This is a genomic window from Corynebacterium rouxii (assembly GCF_902702935.1).
GTDB classification, from domain to species: Bacteria; Actinomycetota; Actinomycetes; order Mycobacteriales; family Mycobacteriaceae; genus Corynebacterium; species Corynebacterium rouxii.
In genome coordinates this window covers 1,850,640-1,875,646 of the sequence record NZ_LR738855.1, presented here as the reverse complement: position 1 = coordinate 1,875,646, position 25,007 = coordinate 1,850,640, and the positions used below count along the sequence as shown (strand labels likewise).

Below are 25,007 nucleotides of genomic sequence, written 5' to 3'. Positions count from 1 at the left end.
GTTAATCTTTCTTTGTGGTGAGCTTACCGAGGTCTGCGAGTGTGACATCGGAGTGCATATCGTAGTACTTCACTTCCCCTAGTTCGCGTATCTTCGCAGGTGGGAGCGTGCCACGACTAGCAAAGATCACGTGTAACGTGATGTCCCATCCTTTGCCACCGCGATAGCGCATAGTCCCACCGATCGGGGATATGAGATCAGGCTCGGAGCCCTCACCTGCTAGCCACCATGCGAGTTCGGAGGATTTCACGCGGGCGATTCGCGCATCGGCGAAGGTGCGTAGCCACCACGTGCGGGTGTCTGCATCCTTCTCGGTATCAGGTAGGTGATAGGTGATGTCAGGGTGAGCAGGTTCGCGCTGCACAGTGCGGTATGTCTCAAACACACGTGTGGCGATGTCTTTCGACGCGCTGGATGCCACGGAGTGCACAGTGATCTGTGATTTACCCCAGCCAGGGAACGTAAATTGCTCTTTCACGGGCTCGGTCTTGTCACGGCGGTAGGATTCCACGATGATACGGCCCACGGTGTGCACGGGTGTGAGCACGCAGTCGATGGCATCGACGGAGAGATCGTCGGCTTCGAGGTCGATTGTTTTAGCGGAGTCTACTGCATCACCGTCAAGAACGGTGTAGCCAATGTGAGCGGGGGAGAGCCCACCACCGTACTTTGTTAATCCCCATTCCACGACGGCGGCGGGGTTGGGGCGTACACGGATCGAGGCGGTAGTGGGGTCGTAGCTATACGAGAATCCCGCATACGAGCTGTAAAGACGTTGTAGCCAGGTGCGCGCTTGTCTCGGGTTTTCGTCGGGGGACGATACACGCACGTTTGTGCTTTGTCCTCCCTTTGGTGGGATCAGTGATTGCACGTGTGTGGGGTCTTTGACGAATCCCTCTAGCTGCGATAGCGCCGATGCCAACGGGATTTCCAGCCACCCTTTAGCGAAGTCCCCTTTGGGGTACATCGTGAGATCGGTCGTCGCGTCGGTACATGTGAGCGTCATACGCCATTGACGATCGTCGTTTTTCTTTGAGTGTAGCCAGGGGCGAATCTTACGGATTTTCCCACGGAAGATGATGGTGGAGCCATCGTATATCATCACATCCTCGGAGAAGATGTCACCGGATCGGATCGAGGCGGACACTTCCCGAGGATCGCGGGGGAGAATCACATCGAACTTTGCTACCATCGGGCGGTATTCATCCAAAAACTTTTCCGTCCCCCACTCGATCGTAACGCCATCGATAGCGATGGTGTGGGTGTCGTGCTCGGCGGGATCAGTCGATAGGAATGATCCCCCCATGGTGATAGAAACGCTCATACTGTGAGCACCTCGCGGCGGTTGTAGATACCGTCGGATGATTCGAGCACGCGGCGAATCGTACGAGCAAGTGTCAGTTCGTCGCCGATCACGGAGTCGGTGACGTGAATGTGTATCTCTTGCACGGGCTGGCTATTACCGGCGGCGTGTGCTGTCAGTCGCAGATTCGCGATTGAGAGTCCACCGTCATCAGCACCGTGGAAGGTGCCGTAAACGGTGTGCTCGTCTTCGCCGCCGAATAAGTCAACACCTGGTAGGTCGATCTTCGATATTTTATCGATCAGCTTTCCAGCCCACTGGATAGCGTCAACAAACATTTCCACCATCGAACCAATGAAGTTGATAACGGACTGAATCGCAGGCAAGAGAATGTTCATGAACACCTGCCCGAGGTCGCCTGCGAGGTTCATCAGTCCCTCGATCAGTGGGGCGGCATCCCCGACGGCATCAGCGAGCGCGGGGAATAGCTTTTTAGCGATCTCGGCGATCGGATCGATCAGTGGTACGAGCTGCACGAGTAGGTCGGCGAAGATGTCGGCGGCATGTATCAGGATCGGTGCCAGCGCGTTGACAACCTCGATCAGGGCCGGTATCAGGGCCTCGGCCACCTCGGCTAGTGGTGGGATGATCGGAACAAGAGCCTCGATCAGCTTACCGATCACGCGGGCGAGATCAGGGAACAGCGGGGCGATTGCTTGGATGATGTCACCGAGCATAGGCAGCAACCTAGCGGCTACGTCTTTCACCACGGGGATCAGGGGATCAAAAGAGCGTGCCAGTGTGCGGATCGCGTCAACGATCACGGGGAACAAGGGGCGCACGGCTTCGATCGCCATGGCGAGCACGTCACCGAGCAGGGCGGCGACATCCCGAATAAGAGGCATTACGACGGCGATCGCGTCGGTGAGGGCATCGGCGATCATCGCGGCTAGTTCGGCGATTGGCTGTACGAGCGGGAGCAAGGCGGCCAGCAGGTTACCGGCGACAATGACGATTTGGGAGAGTACGGGGGCGAGAGTATCCACGAGCATCGGCAAGATCGGCCCCAGTTCCACAACAAGGCGACCGATCGCGTCGGCTATGACACCCATCCACGGGGCAAGCGTAGATAGCCCCTCGGTAAGCGCGGTGCCTGTCACTTCGGCCATGGTGGCAAACGCTGGGGTGATCGCTGCGATGATCTCACCTAGGGATGTGAAGATTCCACCGAGCCCAGGGCCTAGAGCCACACCGAGCTGTGCGGCCATATCGATCAGCGGTCCCAAAAGATTCGATAGGCCGTCGAGGGCTACCGACATGCCATCAATGAGGGCGGTCATGGTGCCATCGTCGGCTAGCGCGGTGAAGCGTTCGCCGATGGCATCGAGTACGCCACCGAAGGCGGTGCCGAATTGATCGGCGACGGGCTCGATTGCGGGGCCGATGGAAAGGATCCCACTCACAAACGAATTTAGTCCAGGTGCCATTGCGTCGAAGAAGTCGCCGGATGCCCGTATCAGGGCCTCGATCTCGGATGATGAGTCAGTAAGGGTATCGAGCACGCCACCGATCAGGTCGGCGGATGATCCGGCGACATCCCGCATGGCGGGGGTAAGGCCCTCGAGTAGCCCGTTAATTCCTTTGAATGAGGATTCGAGGCGGTCGGCGAAGTCCTTAGACATCGCCTCTTTGAGATCGTCGAAGGCGGGTTGAGCTTTCTCTGCTGCTTCTTTGATGCCGTCGAATCCGAGGGCGACGGCACCGGCGGCGGGGCCTACTACGGCACCGAGTGCGGCGGCACCGGCGGCGATTTGGCCGATGGCACCGGCGGCGACGGCGGCGCCACCACTAATCGCGGTGGTGATCGCACCGATTTTCGCGGTTGAGGTCACGATTCTCTTGGACATATCACCGGCGGCATCGGCGGCTTTCTTGAAGCCCCTGGTGTTAGCATCGGAAACGATCTTGATGCTAACAATTGAGGTTTTACCCACGGTTCTTCTCCTGTGATATGTCAACTAATGTGGCGTAGAAGCCAGGTATGAGATCATCCTCGGCGATGATCTCACTAGGCAGCCTTCCGGTCTGGAGGAAAAGCTCGGCTAGGGCGCGGTGGATGGTTCCACGAGGTGCAGCACTTTTCCCTGTTCCACCCCGAGGTTCGCGACCTCTTCGGCGAACTGCTCGAACTCGCCTGCGTACACACCGGTGCGGGTGAGCGCGTGCCACGCCATGATTCCACCGGCGGTAATTGGGTTTTCAGCGACCGCACCGTAGCCACGGCGGCGGGCAACTTTCTCGTATTCGAGTTGGTCGGAGAGAGTGAGCGCTACAGTGTGCTTGGTGCCGTCGGTCATGGTGACTTCGATCGTTTTCATTTTCCTTTAACCTTTCTGATAGCGGCCTCTAGGGCTGCGATATATTCCTTTTCCCACACATGTTGATTGCGGATCGCCGCGTTTGACATGAACGGGTTTGCTTTAATGCCGTGTGCGGGCCAGCCCCAGTGAACGGGGCCAGCGTAGGCTACGGTTTTTCGGCCTGCTCGCAAAATACCGGCCTTGCGGGTGGCACCCACACGGATGGATGCTTGCAGGCGACCAGTGAGAACGGGGGCCATTCCCTCGGCGATCGGCTCGATAGCCTTAGCGGCACGACGGTTGGCCTCTTTGAGGTCGTCGAGATCGCCACCTGCTTTTTTGAGGGTGCGGCGTAGCCTGGCGGCACCCTCAACATGAGCTTGTGCCGAGAAGAACGAGTTGCCCTTAGCCATTAGCCTGCGTCTGGGGAGAACTTCGGTAGGCCGACGATTTCCCACTCGACATCAGTGGTGGTGCGAGTGCCTGCGTCGCCACCGATGCTAATGGGCTGGATAATCAGTTGACCTTCAATTTTGGCACCTGTTTTACCGGCCTTTGGGGTGAATACGAACGGCTGTTGCTTGCCTGCGTTTTCCCACGAATAGTCGATCAGGCCGCCCTTTTTCAGGGTTTGGAACGTCGTAAATTTGACCTTGCCACGGTAGGTTGATTCACCACCGATTATCTTTCCCGACAGTACGACGGTGGGGTCGCCCTGCGAAGAATCAACTTCCACGGTGATCGATTTGATGTAGTCCTCCCACGAATTCGTTAGGCCCGAGCCGACGGTGAAGGTACCAGGGCCTAGAGTCAGGTAGTCATCGATAGGTGCGGGTGTGGATTTAGCGGGTTCTGGCATGATTTATCCAATCTGGTAAACGAGCTTGAATGTGGGAATTTCGGCCCCATACTGGGGAAGCGATAGCGCCTCGATCGATACCGATGCGGGGGATTGGTCGATCTCGGAGAGCACTGTGTCGAGCATGTCGGAGAGCGCGTCGAGTGCTCGTGTGGTGCCACGGTCTGCACATGTCAGGTACACGGCCACGTCGATAGCAATGGTGGTTCCCATCACCTCGGGATCGATCCGATCGATCGCTACCCATGCCCCCGGTAATCTAATTGCAGTGGGATCGACGGTCGCGGGGATACCGGCGGCGGTGAGCTTGTCGGCGATGGAGCGTAGGGCGTGGGGGATGTGAGCCGCTTTCATGCGTCTATCCCACCCTCGGGATAGTCCAGCCCCCGAGCCCGAGCAGCATCGCCGCTTGCGGGTCGTGCTTTTGGACATACAGCCTGCCTTCATCACCGAATGCGGTTACACCGCCTGGCGTGCCACGACGGTGCCATAGGTGCGCCGCGAGCATCACAGCACCTGTGTGAAAGCGCTTTTCCCATGTATCCGGATCGCCATGCCATTTAGTCACAGTGACGTTAACGGCTTCGATAATAGACTCGGCGACATCACGCTCATTTCCGGTGAGTCTGATGTCGAGCCACGATTCGAGATCGGCGAGTATGATCTTCATGGGTTAGGCCGTACGCAGGGGCTTGGTCTTTTCAAAGTGCACCTTGACTAGTGCCTCTTTGCGGTTGAGTAGGGTGGCGGTGTAGCCGAATAGCGCAGCGTCTTTGCCACCCTTGGCGATGTGTTCTGCCTCGACACGCAGTGGTGAGCCTGCGAGCTCGAAGAAGGTCGCCGCTTGCTTGGCACCAACGATAGCGGTGCCCTTTTCCACGAACTCGGAGGTTACCCACTTCGCAGGATCACTCACTGGGGTGAGGTTTGTGTAGTGCGGCACGTCGAGCTGTGAGAAGTCCAGCACGGTTTGCAGGTCGTCGGGGTTGACGATCGCAAACGACGCTGGGATGTGCACGGTCTTATCGACGGCCAGTGCGCCACGGCTAATCGCACGGATCAGATCAGGGGCGGACTCCCCAATATCGGTTGACTCCTTGGTTAGGAATGCACCGAGCTCTTTATCAGTCTCGTAGGCATAGGATTCAGCCATCGCGGCCCAATATGCCTTGATTGTCTCGATTTCCCCAAAGTCCCACATCTGGCGGTCGAGGTCGTTACCACCGGCCCACGGTTGAGCCTTGGCGGTGACCTCCTGCCATGCGGCGGCGGTCGATGGAATGTCCTTCTTATCACCGGCCCACTTAGCGACGGTGGGCTTAGTTTTCCACTGGAAGCCGACTGCCTTGCGGCCTCGGAGTGGCTTGTTTTGTACCAGGGGTACGATCCGTCGCTGGTAGGCGACACCGGCCCAAACCTCCCCTAGCCACTGGGGAGGGTTGTTGACCAGTGTGGACGAGCCCACGATATCCTTTAGCTCGGCGTGAACTTCATCCATCGACATTTCACCGTTGTGAGCGGCGACGAGTACACCGAGGGCATCGTCGAGTGATGCGTGTACCTCTTTCGAAGTGGTTTGGATGCCTGCTGGGGTGATCGCAGGGCGCAGGGGGTTCTTCTTCGGTTTCATGTCGGCTTCGGCTTCCTGGTCTTGGTCGGTGCCATCGTTTTCTTCGTCGGCGGCTTCTTCGATCGTGGTGTTATCGGAGACTGTTTCGTCGTGATCCTCGGCGTGAGTCTCGGTCACTCGTGCCTCGGCAAAAGCGGGGAACGGGACTAACGCGACTGCCTTTAGCAGTGCCGAGGTAGCGCGGTAGCCTTGTCGCTTGAGGCCCACGGCCTCGATGGAGAAAGCATCGACCACATGCTCGGAGGCTTTCACGAGTGCATCGGTGGCATCGTCGGACGATCCCAATTGAAACTTCATCCATAGGCCTTCGTCGCGGGATTCAGCGGCGATCGCGTGGCCTACGGGGATACCGGCGGGGGAGTGACCAACCAGCAGCTTGACGCGTTCGAGCTCGGCGGGGTGATCGAGGGTGTCTTTGGGGAAAATCAGCGAGCCGGTAGAGGTCTTGCCTTCTTGTTCCCATGGCACGACGATGCCCTCGACTGTGCGAGCGGTCTCGGACGCTTTCACGAGGTTAATCGGCATTTTTTTCCTTTGGGTGGGCACCAAGGCCGATTGATGTAAGCCATTTATCGACACTCGGTAGGGTGATGATTCGTTGGACGGCCGCCGCGATCGTAAGAAATGACACGACTGCTGGCACTGTTTCGATGTCGGCGGCGCGGGCAATCTCAGGGAGCAGTGGCAAGATCCCAATAAGGGCGGTGAGTGTCGCCCGCACGGTGGCGCGCCACGGGAACTCGACTTGCGACGGCCCCGCTATGGGATTCGAGTGCTTCCCCATGATTCCTTTCAGCGATAGTGGTCGCGGCCCTGGCGATCCAGACGGCCGCCGCGATAGTTATAAGGATTACACCGGAGATGATTCCGGCGAGGTAGATCAGTGCCATAGTCACGATTCCTCCTATGCAGCGAAGATGGTGCGCAGTTCGTCGAGGGTTCCCTCGAATGCGTTTACATCGACTTCACGGAAACCAGCAACTTTGCCATTTGATCCGAATTGGAGGATATCGGGGAGCTTGTCACCGAGTGGGTACTTCCATCCACGATGATTTGCGCCGCCGTCGGCTTCGTAGGCCACCGATCCGTAGTCGTTGAGGTTGCGGCCATAGCTGGAAACCCATAGGTAGCCGAGGCCCTGCATTGATGGTTCACCGCCTGGCATGTTTTCCCAATACCACGCGCCGCTATATACACCGGCGACGGTGTAGCCACGACGTTCGAGCTCTTTCTTTGCGGCCCACACATCAGCGCCGGTTAGCGTCTTGATTCCTGCTTTGGTCACCGATTCGACATCGATCCAGACAGCCAAGTCTTTTCGCCCTTGGAGCTGGGAGTCGATCATATCGACTTGTTGGGCGATGGTGGTGCCCTCGGATGGTGCCCGCAGATACCAGTACACCGAAATTAACATTCCGGCGGCCTCGGCATCGACGAGGTGTGAGCGGAATGCCACGTCACGGAATGTTCCGTCACACATTCGCAGGATGCAAAAGTCGTAGCCCTCTTTCTTTGCCTGCACGAGGCTTAGCCCGTTTTGATGGACAGATACGTCAACACCATAGATGGTCATTGTTGGTTCCTATTCTCGTCATCAGGCACACTCACGTCGGTGAGTGATGTAAGACGTTCAGTATCAAACTCGAGTCGAATGCCAGGGGCGACCACATCATCCATTCCCAGTCGTGCGGCGATCGGTGCCATGAAGCTGTTTAGGCAGTAGTCGATTAGCTCGATATTGCGGGTGTCGACATTCGAATACTTGATCGACTTGTCAGCATCGGTGGATGCATCGAGTAGCACAGCGGGGATTCCACACACACGGGCGATGTCTACAGCCGCCGCGTTGCGTCCACCTACGAGTAGGTGGGAGTCGGCACTACCATGGGTTTTCACCTCGATGTTCGGCGGGGTGAAGGACACGGCACCGTCGGGTGCTCGGCGGGCACGAGCCCACGCAGATAGCAGATCGTAGATTCCCTCTTGGGAGAGAATGTCACCGCCGGTTTGGTGGAGCTCGGTATGAGCGACCGGGGATCGGCTAGCACGGGAGGCCGCTGCGTACAGCTCGCGGGCATCAATGAGCGCTTGCGAGTGTCGAAGTATCCCATCATCAACACCTGGTATGAGGATTACTTGATCTTCCCCCACGAGGGTGCCGTTCCACGTCACGCGGTTCTCGGGATCGATCGACCAATCATCAAACGGGACACGATCGGCGGCGAGGATCTCACCAGATCGGTCACGCTCGATGGCCCATAGTGACCAGCCGTGGAAGAAGAGATCGTCAATTGTCCACACCATGCGGTGATACGGAGACATGACACCATCGGTGCTGGTGAGCCAATCGGGCGTATCGATCTGTTCGTCGCCACGGTAGGCAGCGAGGTCACAGCGGGCGATCGATGAAACGATGATGCGGCGGGCACGCGCTACCGGCGGTAGGGACATAGCGCCGGCACGCGAGATTGTGTGAGATTGCTCGAGAAAGTCGGGAGTACTAACAGGCAGCAGGTTCCCTCGCGTAGCCCACGGGCTTTCAACGCTGGCAGTGTGAGCAGCAGCCAGCGATGGTAGTGCGAGTGCATCCCGCAAGTTCTGTAGTACTCCCATGGCGACTATGGTGGGGCTAGCGCGTTACTTAGCTCGAATCACGTACCTTTAGCGCAGCTAGGCGGGCCTTTTCGGCGGCGTGATAATCGCCGTGTGCATCCTTGTAGTGGCGGGCAAGCGCGATCCATGCGCTACCACGTGTCGGGAAGTGCCCACGCCAATGCCCACAATCAGGGCATACGACAACAACTCCAGACCATTCGGAAAATTCGAGCTTCATTAAAGACTCCAGATCACGGGGGCGGGCATTTTGACTTCTTGGACGGCTTCGAGGCGGCGAAGAGCAAGAACAGCAGCCTCGATGCGGGGGATAGGACCTTGGGACTGTCGGCGGCTAATCAATCGGCCTCGATCACCGAGATAACGCAGTTTCAGGGCGGGCAATTCGTCGCGTAGGCCGGTGTCACGGCGAAGAGCAAGGGCGGGGGGATCCGATTCAACGGCGGTCATGAACTTTTCGGTGCCGATGACCAGATCATCAGGGCCAATCGCGGTGATGTCGTCGCGGGCGGCGATCAGATGCTCGGCTATCGAGGATGCGGGGCCGTGGGAGTCGATCGAGATGGAGGCAATATCGTCGCGGGCGGCGATCTTGTCGATCGCAGCGGTGAGCCATGACTCGCCAGGGCGGGCGGCGATCACCTCGATGGCGGGGGTTCCTGCTATGCGACCGGCGGCGACGATCGCAGATAGTGAGCGATCCCATGCGACAGCGACACCGATGTGGACGGGGCCAGCGTCGAGGGGGTCGTCAGTCTCGATCGCGTCAATGCGGTGCATATCAAACAGCGGTGAGTGTGTGGTGGTTGCGACGTTTCCATAGCCGCGTGCGAACTCGGCGGGGGAGAGCTGGTCGGCGGCTTTGTAGACTGCTTGTGGGGCAATGAGCCCGCCGTGGACTCCTGGATGTGCGGCGATCACTGCCTCAATGTCGGTCGGGTCAACATCAGGTGCGATGCCATAGTCGGCGACAAACACGCCGGATTTGGGGTTGTTGATCGCGTCATCCAACATGTTGTGCCACCACGTCGAGGCGGCGGTTCCTTTGGTAGAGAAGTACCACAGTTGAGTACCACGCCCCTTATCTTCACGAGTGGCCATCGTAGGGATTACGGACTGCAAAAGGGCCGCGCCCTCAGCCTCGGAGTGTGCCCACGGTTCGTCAATGCCTACGAAGTTGGCTTGCTCACCGTGGAGGTACTGTGCGGTGGGCGGCATCGGCCTAAACTCGGCATCGGTCGCGGGGATACGCATACGAGTGTCACCGGCCCCATATTTGATCCGGAAGAGCCCATGTAGCTTAGCGTCAACGGGCTGTGCAGCCTCTTTGATCCACCGCTCGCGAGCGGCGGCACCGGATTGGGCGGTGTACCACACACGGGCTTCCCGATTGGTCAGTGTGCGCTCGATCGCGGTGCACATGAAACCGGCTGTTTTTCCACTTTGGCGGGGCACCGAAGCGAGAACGGTGTGATAACGGAATTTACCGTTATCGTCGAGTTCACCGGCACCGATGTTCAGCTTCAATTGCCATGGAAGAAGCGGTTTCCCGAGATGCTTTGCAACCTTAGCTACCGCGTAGCCTCTGCTTTTCGCGCCTGGTGTAAGTGGTGTGTGGTACCGAGGTGGTGGGGTCTGTAGGTTCATCATCGCTGGTTAATTCCGTCATGAGCTGGTTAATAGCGTCGTCGGTTGCTACGGCGCGGGAATCAGGGGTAAGGCGCGCTTCACGCAACGCGTTGATCAGGGGATCGATCAATTTAGCGGGTCCATAAGGCTTGTTCTGCGATTCGAGCGCGTCGAGTGCCCACGCACCGGATCGCAGGACGGTAAGAATGCCGTCATCGATGTCATCGACAAGATCGGCGGCCTTGGCGGCGGCGATGGAGCGATCCATAGCGTCGGAATGTCGACCACGGAGCACTTTGCCTGGTTCTTGAACTGCTTCCGATTCAAAGAGTCCGATTTGTCCCTCGCGTGGTCGTTTTGGGTCTGGTCTTGGCATTGTTTTTTGCATTCCTAGCTGGGGTTTTGTAATGTACCGACCCCCTAGTTATGAGAGTCCGGAGAAAAAGAAAGTTGGGCGCGGGACTTCCCGCGGCGGCCCACCCTCTAAAACACCGTGGGGGTCACAGCCACGGGCGGGAGGGTTGAGCACGCGAGGCGCGGGTCGCGTCGATCCGGCGGGCTCGCCACTCGGCGAGCGGCATGTCTTGTCGGGAGCAGTTGCACGAGCGGTGAGCAGGACGCATGTTCGCCAGGCTGTCGTCGCCACCGGCGGCGCGTGGTATGAGGTGGTCTGCTGTGTTTGCACCGAGCTCGCCACATAGGTGACAGCGGTCGCCGTAAGTTGCGAGCACTAGCGCAGTGAGGCGCTGTGCATGCCGACCGCCCCAACTCATTTGCTCACGTAGCGGAGTAGCGCGCCAAAGGCGATTGTCTGTAGCTCTTCTACCGATTCACCGGCGGCGACGCGATGGAGTAAGGGTTCGATGATGCGGCGTAGTGAGGGACCTCGGCTATGGCGTGAGAACATGGGCAGGCCGCCGCGGAATACCTCAATGTCTTTGTGGTGGAGTGCATCAACGGCGCATAGGTGAGCGACGGGGCATGCGGTGCACTTCAGGTTGGTGATGCGCTGCCATGCGTAGGTGGAATCGAGCTGCTTCTCACTGAGTGCTCGCAGGAACGGAGCGTCTACGTCGTAGTCTCGTGGATCATCTTCGATGCATGCTGCATCGGTGATCCAAGTATGTGCGGGTGCGGGGGTGGTTGAGTTTGCTTTCATTTATTCATGTCTCCTATCGGTTGAAGGCACCTCAACCACCCCGCCCCATTCCAGAGGGAGGGCGGGAGTGAGAGAGGTGCCCCTTATTGTTTGGACAATAAGAAGCACCGACGGTTACATTCCGTCGGTCGGTTGGTCGTTCGTTCTTACGCACTCTGCGGGTATTAATCGCTTGAGTCAGGACTGGGACGCAGGGAACGCATACCTCAAGGGGCTACCCTTGGCGCGCCCGAGTCTGCCTTTACCGCGCTACGTTCCCCATCATCGGGGAAGTGATCTGGCTCTAACCCAGGACGGCACCGGCGGCTAACCGGCCTACCGCTTTAGCGTCGCGGCACGTGACGTGATTGGTGGTTATTGGGCGAAGAGCCCAATTTTTATTGGGGCTGGGCGCTTGGCGTAGCAGTCGGAACATATGCGTTCACCGTTGCTGTTTTTTGGTGGTATCCCACCGGCTCGGAATGTAAGACCGCAGCTATCGCAGCGGATCCCTGCACTATTGCGGCGGTATGGTCGCCATTCGCCGTTAATCCATGGCATTGCGTGCGTCACTATCTGTCAGTGCTAGAGCACCTACAACGACCGATGGAACGGCGAGGATTAGGAAGAGATCGGGGAGGCCGCTGCTTATTAGTGAATCAAGCATCATTTCCTGCGATCCTCTCGGAGGTCGTGAACGTCTTGAACCTGGAATGCGAACGTTCCGCGTTTTCCGAGGCGGGCCTGTGGGGTGAGTAGGCCCTTTTTGACGAAGTTGATAACGGATCCACGAGACACACCCAGTATCCGTGCGGCGTCTACCGTCCCCACAAGGTCAGGGACATCTAGTGAACTTGACATGTGTTCATAATGGATCACAGGTTATCTTGTGTCAAGTTCTGTAGTGAACGTGAGTTAAGTTTATCGCTAGACACTTGACCATTAGGCCATGTCAGGACTAGAAATGGACATATGACTATTGCAATTGATGGAGCTGGGTTTGTGCCCCGGTTTGAGCTAAAGCACCGCGTTAAGTTGGCACGTGAATATTCCCAACTACAGCAGTCGGAACTTGCGGAAAAGACTGGCCTATCTAGGACGGCCATTGCGAACATCGAGCGCGGCGACGCAACCCCCCGGCGTTCATCGCTTACATTGATTGCCTTTGCCACTGGCGTTGATCGCACTTGGCTAGAAACAGGAAAAACCCCCGTTGGGGATAATCCCAACGGGGGTGAAACTGTGCGCCATCAGGGACTTGAACCCCGAACCCACTGATTAAGAGTCAGTTGCTCTGCCAATTGAGCTAATGGCGCTTCTTTGCTTTGCAGTCTCTCTGGGCTGCGTTGGCAACGGAGATAAATATAACGCGGTACAAGAAATATGTAAAATCGCCTGCTCAGAGTCATATTTTTGGGTGTTTAGTTGTAGTTGTTTGTGTAAAGGGCTGGGTAGTAACGCTCGGGGTGGGCTTGTTCGATAACGATGTAGCAACAAAGCATCAGGTGACCTAGGTGGCAATGGCTGTAGAGCATAGGATGGAAACCTGTTGTCTTCGCGGGATATGCGCGGTCAAACGGCTTAGTAATAAGAGAAGAGGGACAGTGGTGAGCAAGCGCTGTTATGTGCGGATGGTCGCCCTAGTGGCGGGCCTAGCGCTCGGGGTAACGGGATGCACGATTGATTCGGCAAGCCCAGAAAAAGAACAGGCGGCCTCGACGACTGTAGAAAAGAAACCTGCACCCGTCGTCAGTGTGTCGGATGGTGCGTCCAAGGTAAACCCCGCGGACCCCGTGGTGGTGAAGTCTCTCGGCGAGGGACTATCCGATGTCACTATGACCAACGAGAACGGCAAAATCGTAGAAGGGGAGATGGCTACCGACGCCCGCTCCTGGCGCACCACCGAGCCGCTTGGCTACTCGCGCAGCTACACCGTAGAAGCCACCGACCGCAACGGGGAGAAAACCACCACCGAGTTCACTACCGTGGTGCCCGACGGCCAAGCGTTCGCATCGCTTGCGCCTCTCGACGGCGCTACCGTGGGCGTGGCACAGGTCATCGCGCTGCGCTTCGACTACGCGATTAATGATCGCAAGGCGGTCGAAGATGCAGTTAAAATCACCACCGAGCCAGCCGTAGAAGGCGCATTCTTCTGGATCAGCCCCTACGAGGTTCGCTGGCGCCCCGAACACTTCTGGAAACCGGGCACCCAAGTCACCGTCAAAGCCGATCTCTACGGAAAAGACCTCGGCAACGGAATCTACGGCGACAACGACAACAGCGCCACCTTTGCCATCGGCGACCGTGTCGAGGCCGTGGCCGACGACGCTACCAAGACCATGGTGATCTACAAAAACGGCGAACAGGTCAACTCCATGCCCGTCTCTATGGGTGCCAACAAATGGCCAACCCCCAACGGCATCTACACCATCGGCGACAAAAACCCCTCGCTGATTATGGACTCCGAATCCTACGGCCTAGCCCACAACGACGGCGGCTACCGCACAGAGGTAAAATTTGCCACCCAGATGTCCTACTCCGGCATCTACGTCCACGCAGCACCATGGTCCGTGTGGGCACAAGGAAACAGCAACACCTCCCACGGCTGTATCAACGTGAGCACCGACAACGCCGCGTGGTTCCAAAACTACGTCAAACGTGGCGATATCGTCCGTGTGCAAAACACCATCGGCGGCACCCTGAACGGCTACGACGGCCTCGGTGACTGGAACATTGACTGGGACACCTGGAAAGCCGGAAACGCCAACGGCTAACTAATCCACAATCGGCCCGAGAGGAAGACGGCATGACCCCATGTTGATACCCTCTTGGGCCGAAATCTTTTCCTTCAAAAACTGGATAGGGTGGTGGGCAAAAAGCTGGTCGATAAGCTCCCGCAGCTTCGCACTGCCCTCATACTCTTCACCCTGGCGCAGCGCGTTAAACCATGCCACCGTCTCCTCCGGTGCAATATTGCCCACCACAGACGATAAATACGTATAGCCATGCGCAACCTTCGCATGCAGATCCAACTCGCCACCGGCGTAATACCGCGCCCGAAACGGTGCAATCTCGCGAGAAACCTCCGCTAACTTCGGCGCACCACCAGGATCCTTCACGCCGATCACATCCGGCAGCATGCACAACTGTGCCAACGTGCTAGCGCTGGCATCAAAACCCGTACGAGCCGGATTGTTGTAAATAATCGCAGGCTTGCCAGCCGCCTGAGTAATCGCAGTGACAAACCGACGCGCCTGGTCTTGGGTCGGACGAATATACGGCGGGAACCCCACCAAGATGGCGTCGATACGCTCACACTGCGCCACCTCCTGCGCCAAACGCACCGCATGGCTCTGCCGGATCGCCGAAACGCCGAAAATGATCTCCGCCCCCTGTGGCCACTTCGCGCGATCCACAGCGCGAGCAAGCGCAATCTTCTCATCAAGATCAAGGCTATGTTGCTCGCCTGTTGAACCGCACAACATCACCGATTCAATCTGGTGATCCAACAAATACTGCGCATGCGCCAACGTGGCAGCAATATTCAACGACTCATCCGCATAAAACGCGGTCGGAACGGCAACATGAACCTTGGCATTGATCATTGGGGCAGTATAGCGAAAACCCCCGAATCATAAAGGTTCGAGGGTTTTCAGTCGGGGTGGCTGACGGGGCTCGAACCCGCGACACCCAGGATCACAACCTGGTGCTCTACCAGCTGAACTACAGCCACCATTTGCTGCTTGCTTAAGCAACGGTGACAATATTAACCTACAAACCGATTATTGCAAAAACTGCTGGTAGGCGGCCGTTGCGTCGGCCTTAGCGGACTCTGCATCTTCAGAAGTTGGATCGCTAATAAGCCACGCGCGACGATAATAATCCAACTCGCGAATCGACTCCACAATATCCGCCAACGCGCGGTGAGCCATCCCCTTATCGGGTTGATTGAAATACACACGCGGTGCCCACCGGCGCGACAACTCCTTCACCGAAGACACATCCACCATGCGGTAATGCAACGCCTTATCCAACCGTGGCATCTGCGCGCGGATAAACGAACGATCCGTCGCAATCGAGTTACCCGCCAACGGAGCCGGATGCTCCGGATCACAATGCTGCGCAATCAACGCCAACACCGCATCCTCTGCCTCCTGCAAGGACACAGTCGACGCCTTAATCTCATCCAACAGGCCAGACGACGTATGCATGGTGGTCACAAAATCGTCCATCTCCGCTAACTGCTCAGGCGTTGCATGAACCACCAGATCCACGCCCTCGCCAATAATGTTGAGATCCGCATCCGTAATAAGCGCAGCGACCTCAACAATGACATGGCGATCCAACTCAAGGCCCGTCATCTCAAGGTCAATCCACACCAAACGATCATTTTTCGGGTGAATAGTATCTACCATGCTGATAACGCTACCCTTCTACGCCATCTTGGCGTAGAACCACCCCATCACTGGCGCCAACACTGCCGTAGGAGCCACCAGTGACACCGCATTCATCACCTTTGACAATGGGCCTGGCACCACACGACGCCTATTCGAGGCCATCGCCTCCAACGTCTCCCTCGAGCAAGACTCATAGGTCGTCCATAAGAAATCTGGAACAACGCGATCCACAATCGACTTCTCAGCATCCGGAATCACAGCCTCACGCACCGGCCCTGGTGCCAACAACGTGCACGCCACCCCCGACTTCCGCAGCTCATAATGCAACGCCTCAGTAAAGGCATTCACCCCCGCCTTGGTCAACACATACGTCGCATTATTCGGAATCGGCACATTGCCTGCAGCCGAACCCACATTACAAATCGCCCCCGACTTCCGCGCCACCATCCCTGGCAACACCGCATGCGTAAGCTCAAAAACCGCCCTCGCATTCAAATCAAACTGCTTCGACTCATACTGCCAATCCTGATCCAAAAACGGACCAAAACTAGCAATACCAGCAGAATTAACAATGATATTGACCTCACGGCCCTGTAACTCAGCAACAAGACCACGCAACTGATCCGCATCAGCCAAATCGCACGGATACACCTCAGCCACCACACTGTGGTCAGCCATCAACTGATCCGCCAACTCGCGCAGCACATCCTCGCGCCTGGCCACTAACAACACATTGTGACCCATCCGCGCCAAATCCCTAGCCATGGCACGGCCAATACCTTGACTAGCGCCCGTAACAACAGCAAACGCATGAACCGATGGGGAAGGAAGAGCCATGATGCCTCCGAAAAGTCGAGGATGTAGGAAAGATAAAACTCTCCCACATCCTACGGACTTACTCAGCGTCTGGGTTAACAACCACCACAGTGCGACCGTGGCGCTCATTGCGCAACAACTGCGCACCCGCCTCAATCACACCATCAAGACCCACAGTTGTTGTGAGCGACTCCAGCACCGAGACGTCGATAGTCTCCGCCAACAGTGCCCAAGCCTCCTCACGCAACGCCAACGGTGCGTTCACCGAATCCACGCCCACCAAGGAAACACCACGCAAAATAAACGGCAACACCGTGCCTGGAAGATCCGGACCCTGTGCGAGGCCGCACGCAGTAACAATGCCACCCCACATCGTCTGTGCACACGCATTAACCAACGTATGTGAACCAACGCAATCCACCACACCCGCATACACAGCCTTCTGCAGCGGCTTTGACTTCTCGCTCAACGTGGCACGATCAATTACCTCGCTAGCGCCCAACGCCCGCAAATAATCACTATGCTCATCCACGCGGCCTGTCGAGGTCACAATCGAATACCCACGCTGTGCCAACAAATGCACCGCAATAGAACCCACGCCACCAGTGGCGCCCGTTACCAAAATGGGGCCATCCTCCGGCTTCACACCATGCTTAATCAGCGCATTCACACACAGCGCAGCCGTATAACCCGCCGTGCCAATCGCAGCAGCCTGACGCATCGAAAATGCAGCCGGCAACGCAACCGTAGCCTCCGAGTGCAACCGCTGCTGAGAGGTATAGCCACCATGGCGGAACTCGCCTAGACCCTCGCCATTAGCAACGACCTTGTCGCCAACAGCAAAACGATCCGAAGCCGACTCCACCACAACGCCCACGGCATCAATGCCTGGGACCAGTGGGAACGTGCGGGCAACACCACGGTTGCCCTCCAACGCCATGCCGTCCTTGAAGTTCAACGAGGAGAACGCAACATCGATCAACACGTCGCCGTCGTTAACGTGCGAAGCATCTGCCTCAACCAACTGAGTGGAAATTGCGCCAGACTCCGAACGAGTGACAAGGACAGAACGAGAAGAAGAATTAGACATGGCACCCAAAGTAGCGAACACTGTGCCCCAGTGCACTAATTAAAACTGTGATATATCTGGCGCGGAAGCCACGAGTTTTCACTACTTCCAACACCGTAGTAAGATACCCACAGCAATGCCTCCATAGCTCAGTGGATTAGAGCAGTCGGCTTCTACCCGATTGGTCGCGGGTTCGAATCCTGCTGGGGGCACTCTTGCCCTAAAAATTAGGGCGTTAACCGGTGTTCTGTTTACAGGGCGCCGGTTTTTGCCTTCGGGGCAGGGGGAGCTGCTTTGTCACCTCCTCGAACTCAAGAATACGAAAACCCAAGGGCGGTGTTGTTCAGGGGGTTGACCCCGTCCTTGGGTTTTTGCGTTCTCGGATTCGAGGAGGAGAAAACGATTGCCTAAAGTACCCGCCCTCATGTCGCAGACCTAGGATGGGTACTTATGACTAACCAACAACTGAATGCCCGAAAATTTATCTGGTCCAATGGGCTGCAAAACATTGGCGACCAGATCGTCGCCGCCAAAACGGTGCTGCCGTGGCTATTGCACGCGGCGGGCGCGTCGGGATTCTTTATCGCATTGTTGGTTCCGGTTCGCGAGTCCGGCTCCATGCTGCCGCAGGCAGCGCTAACACCGTGGGTGGTGGGCAAACCGCAACGTAAAACGATCTGGGTAATAGGTGCGGTGGGTCAGGCGCTGTCGGCTGCGGGCCTGGCGGTTGCTGCGGCGCTGTTGCGGGGGACGTTGTTGGCCGTGGCGGTGATCGCGCTGCTGGCGGGGTTGTCACTGGCTCGCTCGCTGACGTCGATAGCCTCGAAAGATGTGCAAGGTCGCGTGGTGCCCAAAGGTTCGCGAGGTGTAGTAACCGGCAAAGCAACCGCCCTCGGTGGTGCCGCCGCCTTGATCGTCGGTGCCCTGCTGTGGGTGCTGCGCGAGCACAGCACCCACGCCGTGATCGTGGGGCTCATCGTGCTTGCGGCGCTCGCTTGGTTGGTCGCTGCGCTCGTGTTTCATATGATCGACGAGCCAGAGGAGCAAACCCACACCCAGTCCACCAACTGGTGGCGCGACACCTGGCAGCTGTTTGTAGAAGATAAAGACTTCCGCCTATTCGTGATCGTGCGTGCGTTCCTCCTCGTCAGCGCCCTATCTACTTCCTTCATCGTGGTGCTCAGCAATCAAGAAGGGGCCTCGCTCGGCGGGCTCGGCGTATTCATGCTGGCCTCGGGGCTATCCGCACTGGTGGGCGGCCGGATTTCAGGAGTGTGGTCCGACTACTCCTCACGCGCGGTCATGAGCTACGGCGCGCTGGTCAGCTCCATCGTTTTGTTGCTGATCGTGGCGTGCTCTTGGTGGGCACCCAGCGCTATCAACATTTGGTTATTCCCGCTGAGTTTCTTCGTGGTCAACGTGGTCCATACCGGAATCCGTGTGGCGCGCAAAACCTACATTGTGGATATGGCTGAAGGCGACCAACGCACGCGCTATGTGGGGGCCGCCAACACGCTCATGGGCGTGGTTCTGCTGATCATCGGTGTGATCTCTGGTGCCATCGCACACTGGGGTCCGCAACCAGCGCTTCTGTTCCTAGCGGCCATCGGGCTCGCGGGGGCTGCAACCTCGCACAAACTCAAAGACGTGGAATAACAAAAACGGCCCACAATGTGGGCCGTTGGCGTTAACAGCAGCGCGATCCAGGATTGGCTTCCTGATCCGCCCACCGGCGGTGCCAGTATTCACGTTCGGTGGGGATCGGGCAGCCAGGATGATGGCGCTTGAGGTGGGCAACATATTTTTCGTAGTCTTTTTCGCCCAAGACCTCGCCCCAATACCTCACAGGGGCAGTGATCCATCGTGCGATTGTGGCTAATGCGTTCATAGTGGCCCAACCTTATTAACTAGTGGTGATGGTGTCCGTGCGATGACGGCGGCTCGTACTCGTTCCATGCGGCAACAAGCACCTTCTCGACATCCGTGGCACCCAGCGACGATGGGGCAAAGAACGCGGACTCGTGGAATGGTTCCTCCGACGATGGTACATCGATACCGCGGCTGCGTTGCATGATGGCGGTGATGCATGCGCGTGCGGCAGCAACCAGAACCACGATGACAAGTGCGGCGAACAGGACAGACAAGAAGCCCTGAACTGCGGTGTTGCGAACAACAGCCTCCATAGCCTCGGTGGACTTTGCGGTTCCGAAGGTGGTCTTGCCCTCGGCAAGCGCATCCTGGTAACGGTTGTGCTGAGCCCAGTAGCCGATCTTCGGGTTGTCGGAGAAGATCTTTTGCCACGAAGCGGTCATGGTGACAATTACGTCCCATACCAGTGGAACACCTGGGATCCAAGCCCACTTGTACAGGCCCTTCTTTACTACAACCACCAGCACGAGCGAGAGTGCGATAGCGGCGAGCAGCTGGTTGGCAATACCGAACAGTGGGAACAAGACGTTAATGCCGCCAAGTGGATCGGTCACACCCATGATGAGGATGGAACCCCAGAGGGCACAGACCAAGATGGTGGAGATCCAGTGGCCGAAGGTCCAGCTTGGGTCGGCGAACTTCTTAAGACCTGGGACGTTTGCCAAGGTGTCGGTCATCATGAAGCGGGCCACGCGGGTACCGGCGTCCACGGTGGTAAGGATGAAGAGTGCCTCGAACATGATGGCAAAGTGGTACCAGAAGGACTGCATGCCGGGGTGGCCGATGATGTCGGTCAGGATCTGCGACATACCGAAGGCTAGAGTAGGAGCACCGCCGGTACGGGAAATGATGGTGTGTTCGCCCACTGCTTCTGCGGCCTGTGTGAGGGCGTCGGCAGTCACACCGGAACCGGGCAGGCCAAGGCTGTTAACAAAGTCGGCAGCCTGCTGTGGATCCAGTGCGGTTAAGGTAGCGGGGGAGTTCATCACGAAGTACATGTGGCGGTCGATCACTACGGCGGTGATCAAAGCCATGATGGCCACGAAGGATTCCATCAGCATGGAGCCGTAGCCGATCATGCGCATCTGGGATTCCTTCTCAATAAGCTTCGGGGTGGTACCCGCAGAGATCAACGCGTGGAAGCCGGAGAGCGCACCACAGGCGATGGTGATAAATAGGAATGGGAAGAGGTTACCTGCGAACACTGGGCCGTCGCCGGTATGAGCGAAGGTGGTCACAGCGGGCATGTGAACGTCTGGGTGATCCACCACGATGGCGATGGCGAGCAGGCCAATCACGCCGACCTTCATAAAGGTAGAGAGGTAATCGCGAGGTGCAAGCAGCAGCCACACTGGCAGGATGGCGGCAACGATACCGTAGCCGATTAGTACCCATGCCAAGGTGAGCTTGGACCACGTGAACCATTCCACGCCCCAGTCGGTGGAGGCTACCCAGCCACCGGAGATGATAGCCAGCAGCAGGAGTACAACGCCGATAACGGAGACTTCAGTAACGCGGCCTGGGCGCAGGTAGCGCATGTACAGGCCCATGAAGATGGCGATGGGGATGGTCATGGAGATGGAGAACACGCCCCATGGGGAATCGGCCAACGCGTTGACCACGACGAGTGCCAGCACGGCGATGATGATGACCATGATGGTGATCACGGCGAGGATACCGGCGGCACCACCTACGGTGCCCATTTCGTCGCGAATCATCTGGCCAAGGGAGCGGCCGCGGCGGCGGGTGGATACCCACAGCACGAGGTAGTCCTGCACAGCGCCAGCGAAGATCACGCCGAGCACGATCCACAGGGTGCCAGGAAGGTAGCCCATTTGAGCTGCCATAACAGGGCCGACGAGGGGGCCGGCGCCGGCGATGGCGGCGAAGTGGTGTCCGAACAGCACGCGGCGGTCGGTGGGAACGAAGTCCTGGCCGTCGTTGATGTATTCGGCTGGGGTTGCACGGTCGTCGCGCGGCTTGACCACCTTGTATTCAATGAGGCGGCCCCAGAAGGAATAGGCGATGAAGTAGGAGCCCACTGCCGCGAAGACGATCCAGACGGCGTTGATTGTTTCGCCTCGGGCAAAGGCGATCATGCCCCAGCCGGCGGCGGCGAACAAGGCGATGATGATGAAGGTGATGCGTGCTTTGAGCGACATTGGTCGCTTGTCGTCCACGCCGACGGGGAGGGGCACCTTGGAGGACTCGATGTAGTCCACGCCTGGTGGTGGAGGGGCGAGGGTTGGCACTGGATTGCTCATGTCGGTGTTCCTTGTGTACAGGTCCAGGGATGAGAGATGACAACTACGGTAAATGTGATAACTACTTACCGTGCATACCTTAGAGACTAAAACAATAATTTTATGCATGTAGTAATACCGGTCACTTAGGTAGACATATCCAGCATGAGATAACTCATAGGCTCACAAATTGCATTCGCACCCCTACTAGGGGTAAACGGTGTTCAAGATATAGGCTTGGGAGTTATGTCAGAACCGGTATCGCGTCAAGTTCGAAGCACTTGGCCGCTCTACGTGATGTTTTTCGTGGTCGCGGGCACGGTGGGTGCCCTCATCTCGTGGGGATTCCTCAGCGAATCACTCGCGGCACTCGGCATCCCCGACCCAGGACCCATCACCACCGCAGGCTTACCGTTCTTGCGCGCCGGGGGATGGATACTCATAGCCCTAGCCACGGGTTCCTTTATGGCTTCGGCGTATTTTATCTCGCCGCGCCCAGCACCCAAGCTTGTCGACGCCACCCTCACCGTCGACGGCCACATCGCCGCCCGCACCGGTTCCATGTCGCTGCTCTCATTCGCAGCCATCGCCATAATCATGATCCCGCTCGTGCTTTCCGACGTCTCCGGGCAGCCGTTCTCCCAAGCAGTCCAGCCCTTCAACTGGCCTAACGCCATCGAAAAGGTGCCGGCAGCCCTCGCTTGGCTATGCACCGCGATCATTGCTGTTGTGGTAGGTACTGCCTCTTTGCGCTCGCAGCGGTGGAAGAGTCAACCGGTGTGGTTTATCGGCGCAATAGCAGCCATCGTGCCACTTGGTCTTGAGGGGCACTCCGCAGCAGGTGGCGACCACGACTACGGCACCAACTCGCTCCTGTGGCACCTACTCTTCATGCTGCTGTGGGTCGGTGGCCTGATGGGGCTGATCGCTCACGGACGTCGATTAGGCGTAGATCTTGCCACCGCAGTGCGACGCTATTCCCATGTCGCCTTATGGGCGATTATCGCCATGACGCTATCGGGCCTGATCAACGCTGCTATCCGCGTGCGCCCCGAAGACCTCCTCACATCCGGATATGGGCGAATGATCGTGGTCAAAGCGGTACTTACAATTGTGCTTGCCCTGTTTGGCTTCGCGCACCGCAGCATTACCATCAAACAATTAGAGCGTAGTGCTACCAGCGCACCTTTTATCAGACTTGCCATCGCAGAGCTAGTGGTCATGGCCGCCATCATTGGCGTGGCCATATCCTTGGGACGCACACCGCCACCGCCACCACGCGTGATCGACCTGACACCCATGGCACTGGAGATGGGCTACACCCTGACCAAGGCGCCAACCGTATGGAACGTGTGGACCACGTGGCGCTTCGACATCATGTTCACCACCATCGGGCTCATCATGACCGCTGCCTACATCATGGGCGTGCGCACCCTCAAAGCCCGCGGCGAATCATGGAAACCCATGCGCACCTTCTGGTTCCTCTTGGGCTCCATCGGACTATCACTGAGTATGAGCTCCGGCGTTGGACTCTACATGCCAGCCATGTTCTCCATGCACATGGTCACCCACATGGTGCTGTCCATGGTGATCCCAGTGTTCCTGGTGCTCGGAAACCCCTTCGAGCTCGCACTAGCGGCGCTACCGCAGGGGACGTCGCAACGCCCCGGCGCGCGCGAATGGCTGGAGGTATTCCTTAACTCCACCACGCTGCGCATCCTCATGCATCCAGCGCTTAATACCATTCAGTTCATTACCATCTTCTACCTGCTGTACGTCACCCCGTGGTACAACGTGATGGTGTCTGAGCACGCAGGGCATTTGTCCATGAACTTTGTGTTCTTACTTTCTGGATACATCTATTACTGGGAGATGATCGGCGGGGATCCCAAGCCGGTGTACAACTCGGTGATCAAGCGGTTGTCGTGGCTGATTTTCTCCATGCCCTTCCACCTGTATTTTGGCGTGTATCTCATGCAGCTCTCGCAGATCTTGGCCGAGGACTTCTACTCGCACCTGGACCTGCCGTGGGCCGTGGATCTTATGCATGATCAAAACGTAGGCGGCGGTATCGCATGGGCCTCGGGTTCATTCCCGCTGATCGTGGTGTTTGGCACCTTGTTTATCCAGTGGCTGCAAGAAGATAGGAAAGAAGAAGCCGAGATCGAACAGCGCGTGGAAAACCACGAGGATGATGACTTCGATGCCTATAACGAGATGTTGGCGCGGATGAACTCTGGGCGACAAGATGCAGTGTCCGACTACCACAATCGCGAATTTTAGGCAGAACTGGCATTGAAAATCTGTGGATAACTCCGGCTAGGTGGGTGGAGAGGGGAAGTTATCCACAGATTTTGGTGTTTCTGGGGTACGGCGGTGGCGGCTTATCGTCGTAGGGGTGCACGATGAGCGCAGACCGACTTTTAGGACACGCCTAGTCGGCACAGATGACAAGGGGGAACATCATGCATATTCAAAGCACCATCGTGGGCAACCTCATCGGGGAGCCCTCGTTACGCAGGGCGGGGACCAGCATGGTGGCGTCGTTCCGGATCGCTGCTAGTAGGCGCATTTTGCGTACCAACCAGACCACTGATTCTGAGGGGCGCCCGGAGGACAAGTGGGTCGATGCTGACTCGCTCTATATTGATGTGGAGTGTTGGGGGCAGCTTGCTTCCAACGTCAAGACCACGCTGTGTAAGGGTCGGCCGGTGATTTGCACGGGGTATTTGACCACGCAGTCGTGGTCGGATAAAGATTCTGGGGCAGCGCGGTCAAAGATTGTGTTTAAGGCCAACTCTGTGGGATTGGAGTTGTCGCGGTATTGTGCGTCGTCACGCAAGACCGTGGAAAACGACGTCCATGAGGCGCCAGGATTGCATGCGCCAGTGGCGGGAGCCGAGCCTAGCTTTGATGCCGAAACTTCCAGCGAGGAGGCGGTAGTACCGTTCTAAGGGGGCGCGCGGGTTGTTCAGAGCGCAAATGTTGCTACAGTGATGTACCCTTTGACGTGACTTCACA

Annotated in this window: 29 protein-coding genes and 3 tRNA genes; 6 read left to right on the top strand and 26 right to left on the bottom strand. The window is 57.6% G+C overall.

Annotation, left to right across the window (positions count from 1 at the left end; translation table 11 throughout):
• Position 1: 1 nt before the first annotated feature.
• The 18 genes from CIP100161_RS09250 to CIP100161_RS09170 form a co-directional block, all read right to left on the bottom strand.
• The gene (locus CIP100161_RS09250) at positions 2–1,324 is read right to left on the bottom strand and encodes a hypothetical protein (RefSeq protein WP_155873825.1); all 1,323 of its coding nucleotides are present in this window, start codon (positions 1,322–1,324) and stop codon (positions 2–4) included.
• The gene (locus tag CIP100161_RS09245; protein ID WP_155873823.1) at positions 1,321–3,297 is read right to left on the bottom strand and encodes a phage tail protein; all 1,977 of its coding nucleotides are present in this window, start codon (positions 3,295–3,297) and stop codon (positions 1,321–1,323) included. Before CIP100161_RS09245 ends, CIP100161_RS09250 begins: the two co-directional genes overlap by 4 nt.
• A gap of 108 nt (positions 3,298–3,405) precedes the next feature.
• The gene (locus tag CIP100161_RS09240) at positions 3,406–3,681 is read right to left on the bottom strand and encodes a hypothetical protein (RefSeq protein WP_155873821.1); all 276 of its coding nucleotides are present in this window, start codon (positions 3,679–3,681) and stop codon (positions 3,406–3,408) included.
• A complete protein-coding gene (locus CIP100161_RS09235; protein ID WP_155873819.1) occupies positions 3,678–4,076 on the bottom strand; it encodes an HK97 gp10 family phage protein in 399 nt (132 codons plus the stop codon). The genes CIP100161_RS09240 and CIP100161_RS09235 overlap by 4 nt, the downstream gene beginning before the upstream one ends.
• The gene (locus CIP100161_RS09230) at positions 4,076–4,522 is read right to left on the bottom strand and encodes a hypothetical protein (protein WP_155873817.1); all 447 of its coding nucleotides are present in this window, start codon (positions 4,520–4,522) and stop codon (positions 4,076–4,078) included. Before CIP100161_RS09230 ends, CIP100161_RS09235 begins: the two co-directional genes overlap by 1 nt.
• Positions 4,523–4,525: 3 nt before the next feature.
• Complete coding sequence (locus tag CIP100161_RS09225) at positions 4,526–4,876, bottom strand: hypothetical protein (protein WP_155873815.1); 351 nt, start codon at positions 4,874–4,876, stop codon at positions 4,526–4,528.
• A 4-nt stretch (positions 4,877–4,880) separates the two neighbouring features.
• Positions 4,881–5,192, bottom strand: a complete 312-nt coding sequence (locus CIP100161_RS09220; RefSeq protein ID WP_155873813.1) for a hypothetical protein — start codon at positions 5,190–5,192, stop codon at positions 4,881–4,883.
• A gap of 3 nt (positions 5,193–5,195) precedes the next feature.
• The gene (locus tag CIP100161_RS09215) at positions 5,196–6,677 is read right to left on the bottom strand and encodes an HK97 family phage prohead protease (protein WP_155873811.1); all 1,482 of its coding nucleotides are present in this window, start codon (positions 6,675–6,677) and stop codon (positions 5,196–5,198) included.
• The gene (locus CIP100161_RS09210) at positions 6,667–6,936 is read right to left on the bottom strand and encodes a hypothetical protein (protein WP_155873809.1); all 270 of its coding nucleotides are present in this window, start codon (positions 6,934–6,936) and stop codon (positions 6,667–6,669) included. Before CIP100161_RS09210 ends, CIP100161_RS09215 begins: the two co-directional genes overlap by 11 nt.
• A gap of 120 nt (positions 6,937–7,056) precedes the next feature.
• A complete protein-coding gene (locus CIP100161_RS09205) occupies positions 7,057–7,725 on the bottom strand; it encodes a glycoside hydrolase family 25 protein (RefSeq protein WP_155873807.1) in 669 nt (222 codons plus the stop codon).
• Entirely contained in the window at positions 7,722–8,765 is a 1,044-nt protein-coding gene (locus CIP100161_RS09200) for a phage portal protein (protein ID WP_155873805.1), read from the bottom strand. The genes CIP100161_RS09205 and CIP100161_RS09200 overlap by 4 nt, the downstream gene beginning before the upstream one ends.
• Before the next feature lie 28 nt (positions 8,766–8,793).
• Entirely contained in the window at positions 8,794–8,985 is a 192-nt protein-coding gene (locus tag CIP100161_RS09195) for a hypothetical protein (protein WP_014316998.1), read from the bottom strand.
• Positions 8,985–10,292, bottom strand: a complete 1,308-nt coding sequence (locus tag CIP100161_RS09190; protein WP_155873803.1) for a terminase — start codon at positions 10,290–10,292, stop codon at positions 8,985–8,987. Before CIP100161_RS09190 ends, CIP100161_RS09195 begins: the two co-directional genes overlap by 1 nt.
• 40 nt (positions 10,293–10,332) lie before the next feature.
• Positions 10,333–10,770: a hypothetical protein gene (locus CIP100161_RS09185; RefSeq protein ID WP_155873801.1), complete on the bottom strand. Its 438-nt coding sequence runs from the start codon at positions 10,768–10,770 to the stop codon at positions 10,333–10,335.
• A gap of 124 nt (positions 10,771–10,894) precedes the next feature.
• Entirely contained in the window at positions 10,895–11,167 is a 273-nt protein-coding gene (locus CIP100161_RS09180; protein WP_155873799.1) for an HNH endonuclease, read from the bottom strand.
• Positions 11,164–11,553, bottom strand: coding sequence for a hypothetical protein (locus tag CIP100161_RS09175; protein WP_155873797.1), 390 nt, complete (start codon positions 11,551–11,553; stop codon positions 11,164–11,166). The genes CIP100161_RS09180 and CIP100161_RS09175 overlap by 4 nt, the downstream gene beginning before the upstream one ends.
• A 526-nt stretch (positions 11,554–12,079) precedes the next feature.
• Entirely contained in the window at positions 12,080–12,202 is a 123-nt protein-coding gene (locus tag CIP100161_RS12385; protein WP_269472948.1) for a hypothetical protein, read from the bottom strand.
• Positions 12,199–12,393 carry a MerR family transcriptional regulator gene (locus tag CIP100161_RS09170; RefSeq protein ID WP_155873795.1) on the bottom strand — a complete coding sequence of 65 codons (195 nt, stop codon included), beginning with the start codon at positions 12,391–12,393 and terminating at the stop codon, positions 12,199–12,201. The genes CIP100161_RS12385 and CIP100161_RS09170 overlap by 4 nt, the downstream gene beginning before the upstream one ends.
• A gap of 111 nt (positions 12,394–12,504) precedes the next feature.
• On the opposite strand from CIP100161_RS09170, the gene CIP100161_RS09165 reads away from it, so the two are divergent.
• Positions 12,505–12,810, top strand: a complete 306-nt coding sequence (locus CIP100161_RS09165; RefSeq protein ID WP_080561864.1) for a helix-turn-helix domain-containing protein — start codon at positions 12,505–12,507, stop codon at positions 12,808–12,810.
• Here the strand turns inward: CIP100161_RS09165 and CIP100161_RS09160 are convergent.
• Positions 12,776–12,848 (bottom strand) — tRNA-Lys (locus CIP100161_RS09160). The two genes, CIP100161_RS09165 and CIP100161_RS09160, sit on opposite strands and share 35 nt — an antisense overlap.
• Before the next feature lie 204 nt (positions 12,849–13,052).
• Between CIP100161_RS09160 and CIP100161_RS09155 the strand changes: the two genes are divergently transcribed.
• Positions 13,053–14,306, top strand: a complete 1,254-nt coding sequence (locus CIP100161_RS09155) for a L,D-transpeptidase (protein WP_155873794.1) — start codon at positions 13,053–13,055, stop codon at positions 14,304–14,306.
• Here CIP100161_RS09155 and CIP100161_RS09150 read toward each other — a convergent pair whose 3' ends face one another.
• The 5 genes from CIP100161_RS09150 to CIP100161_RS09130 all read right to left on the bottom strand — a co-directional run bounded on the left by CIP100161_RS09150 (position 14,307) and on the right by CIP100161_RS09130 (position 17,856).
• Complete coding sequence (locus CIP100161_RS09150; protein WP_155873792.1) at positions 14,307–15,137, bottom strand: dihydrodipicolinate synthase family protein; 831 nt, start codon at positions 15,135–15,137, stop codon at positions 14,307–14,309.
• Positions 15,138–15,192: 55 nt separating this feature from the next.
• Positions 15,193–15,265: transfer RNA gene (locus CIP100161_RS09145), tRNA-His, on the bottom strand.
• Positions 15,266–15,314: 49 nt separating this feature from the next.
• Positions 15,315–15,947, bottom strand: coding sequence for an oligoribonuclease (gene orn, locus CIP100161_RS09140; protein ID WP_155873790.1), 633 nt, complete (start codon positions 15,945–15,947; stop codon positions 15,315–15,317).
• Between the two features lie 18 nt (positions 15,948–15,965).
• Positions 15,966–16,766: a mycolate reductase gene (gene cmrA, locus CIP100161_RS09135; protein ID WP_155873788.1), complete on the bottom strand. Its 801-nt coding sequence runs from the start codon at positions 16,764–16,766 to the stop codon at positions 15,966–15,968.
• 58 nt (positions 16,767–16,824) lie between these two features.
• The gene (locus CIP100161_RS09130; RefSeq protein ID WP_155873786.1) at positions 16,825–17,856 is read right to left on the bottom strand and encodes an MDR family oxidoreductase; all 1,032 of its coding nucleotides are present in this window, start codon (positions 17,854–17,856) and stop codon (positions 16,825–16,827) included.
• 96 nt (positions 17,857–17,952) lie between these two features.
• On the opposite strand from CIP100161_RS09130, the gene CIP100161_RS09125 reads away from it, so the two are divergent.
• Positions 17,953–18,026 (top strand) — tRNA-Arg (locus CIP100161_RS09125).
• Positions 18,027–18,264: 238 nt separating this feature from the next.
• Positions 18,265–19,470, top strand: a complete 1,206-nt coding sequence (locus CIP100161_RS09120; protein WP_155873784.1) for an MFS transporter — start codon at positions 18,265–18,267, stop codon at positions 19,468–19,470.
• A gap of 31 nt (positions 19,471–19,501) precedes the next feature.
• Here the strand turns inward: CIP100161_RS09120 and CIP100161_RS09115 are convergent, their stop codons facing one another.
• Positions 19,502–19,702, bottom strand: a complete 201-nt coding sequence (locus CIP100161_RS09115) for a YbdD/YjiX family protein (RefSeq protein ID WP_155873782.1) — start codon at positions 19,700–19,702, stop codon at positions 19,502–19,504.
• 19 nt (positions 19,703–19,721) lie between these two features.
• The gene (locus CIP100161_RS09110; protein ID WP_155873780.1) at positions 19,722–22,007 is read right to left on the bottom strand and encodes a carbon starvation CstA family protein; all 2,286 of its coding nucleotides are present in this window, start codon (positions 22,005–22,007) and stop codon (positions 19,722–19,724) included.
• Between the two features lie 225 nt (positions 22,008–22,232).
• Here CIP100161_RS09110 and CIP100161_RS09105 point away from each other — a divergent pair, with 225 nt between their 5' ends.
• Both CIP100161_RS09105 and CIP100161_RS09100 read left to right on the top strand, forming a co-directional pair.
• Positions 22,233–24,269: a cytochrome c oxidase assembly protein gene (locus tag CIP100161_RS09105; RefSeq protein ID WP_155873778.1), complete on the top strand. Its 2,037-nt coding sequence runs from the start codon at positions 22,233–22,235 to the stop codon at positions 24,267–24,269.
• A 182-nt stretch (positions 24,270–24,451) separates the two neighbouring features.
• Positions 24,452–24,940: a single-stranded DNA-binding protein gene (locus tag CIP100161_RS09100; RefSeq protein ID WP_155873776.1), complete on the top strand. Its 489-nt coding sequence runs from the start codon at positions 24,452–24,454 to the stop codon at positions 24,938–24,940.
• Positions 24,941–25,007: the final 67 nt, after the last annotated feature.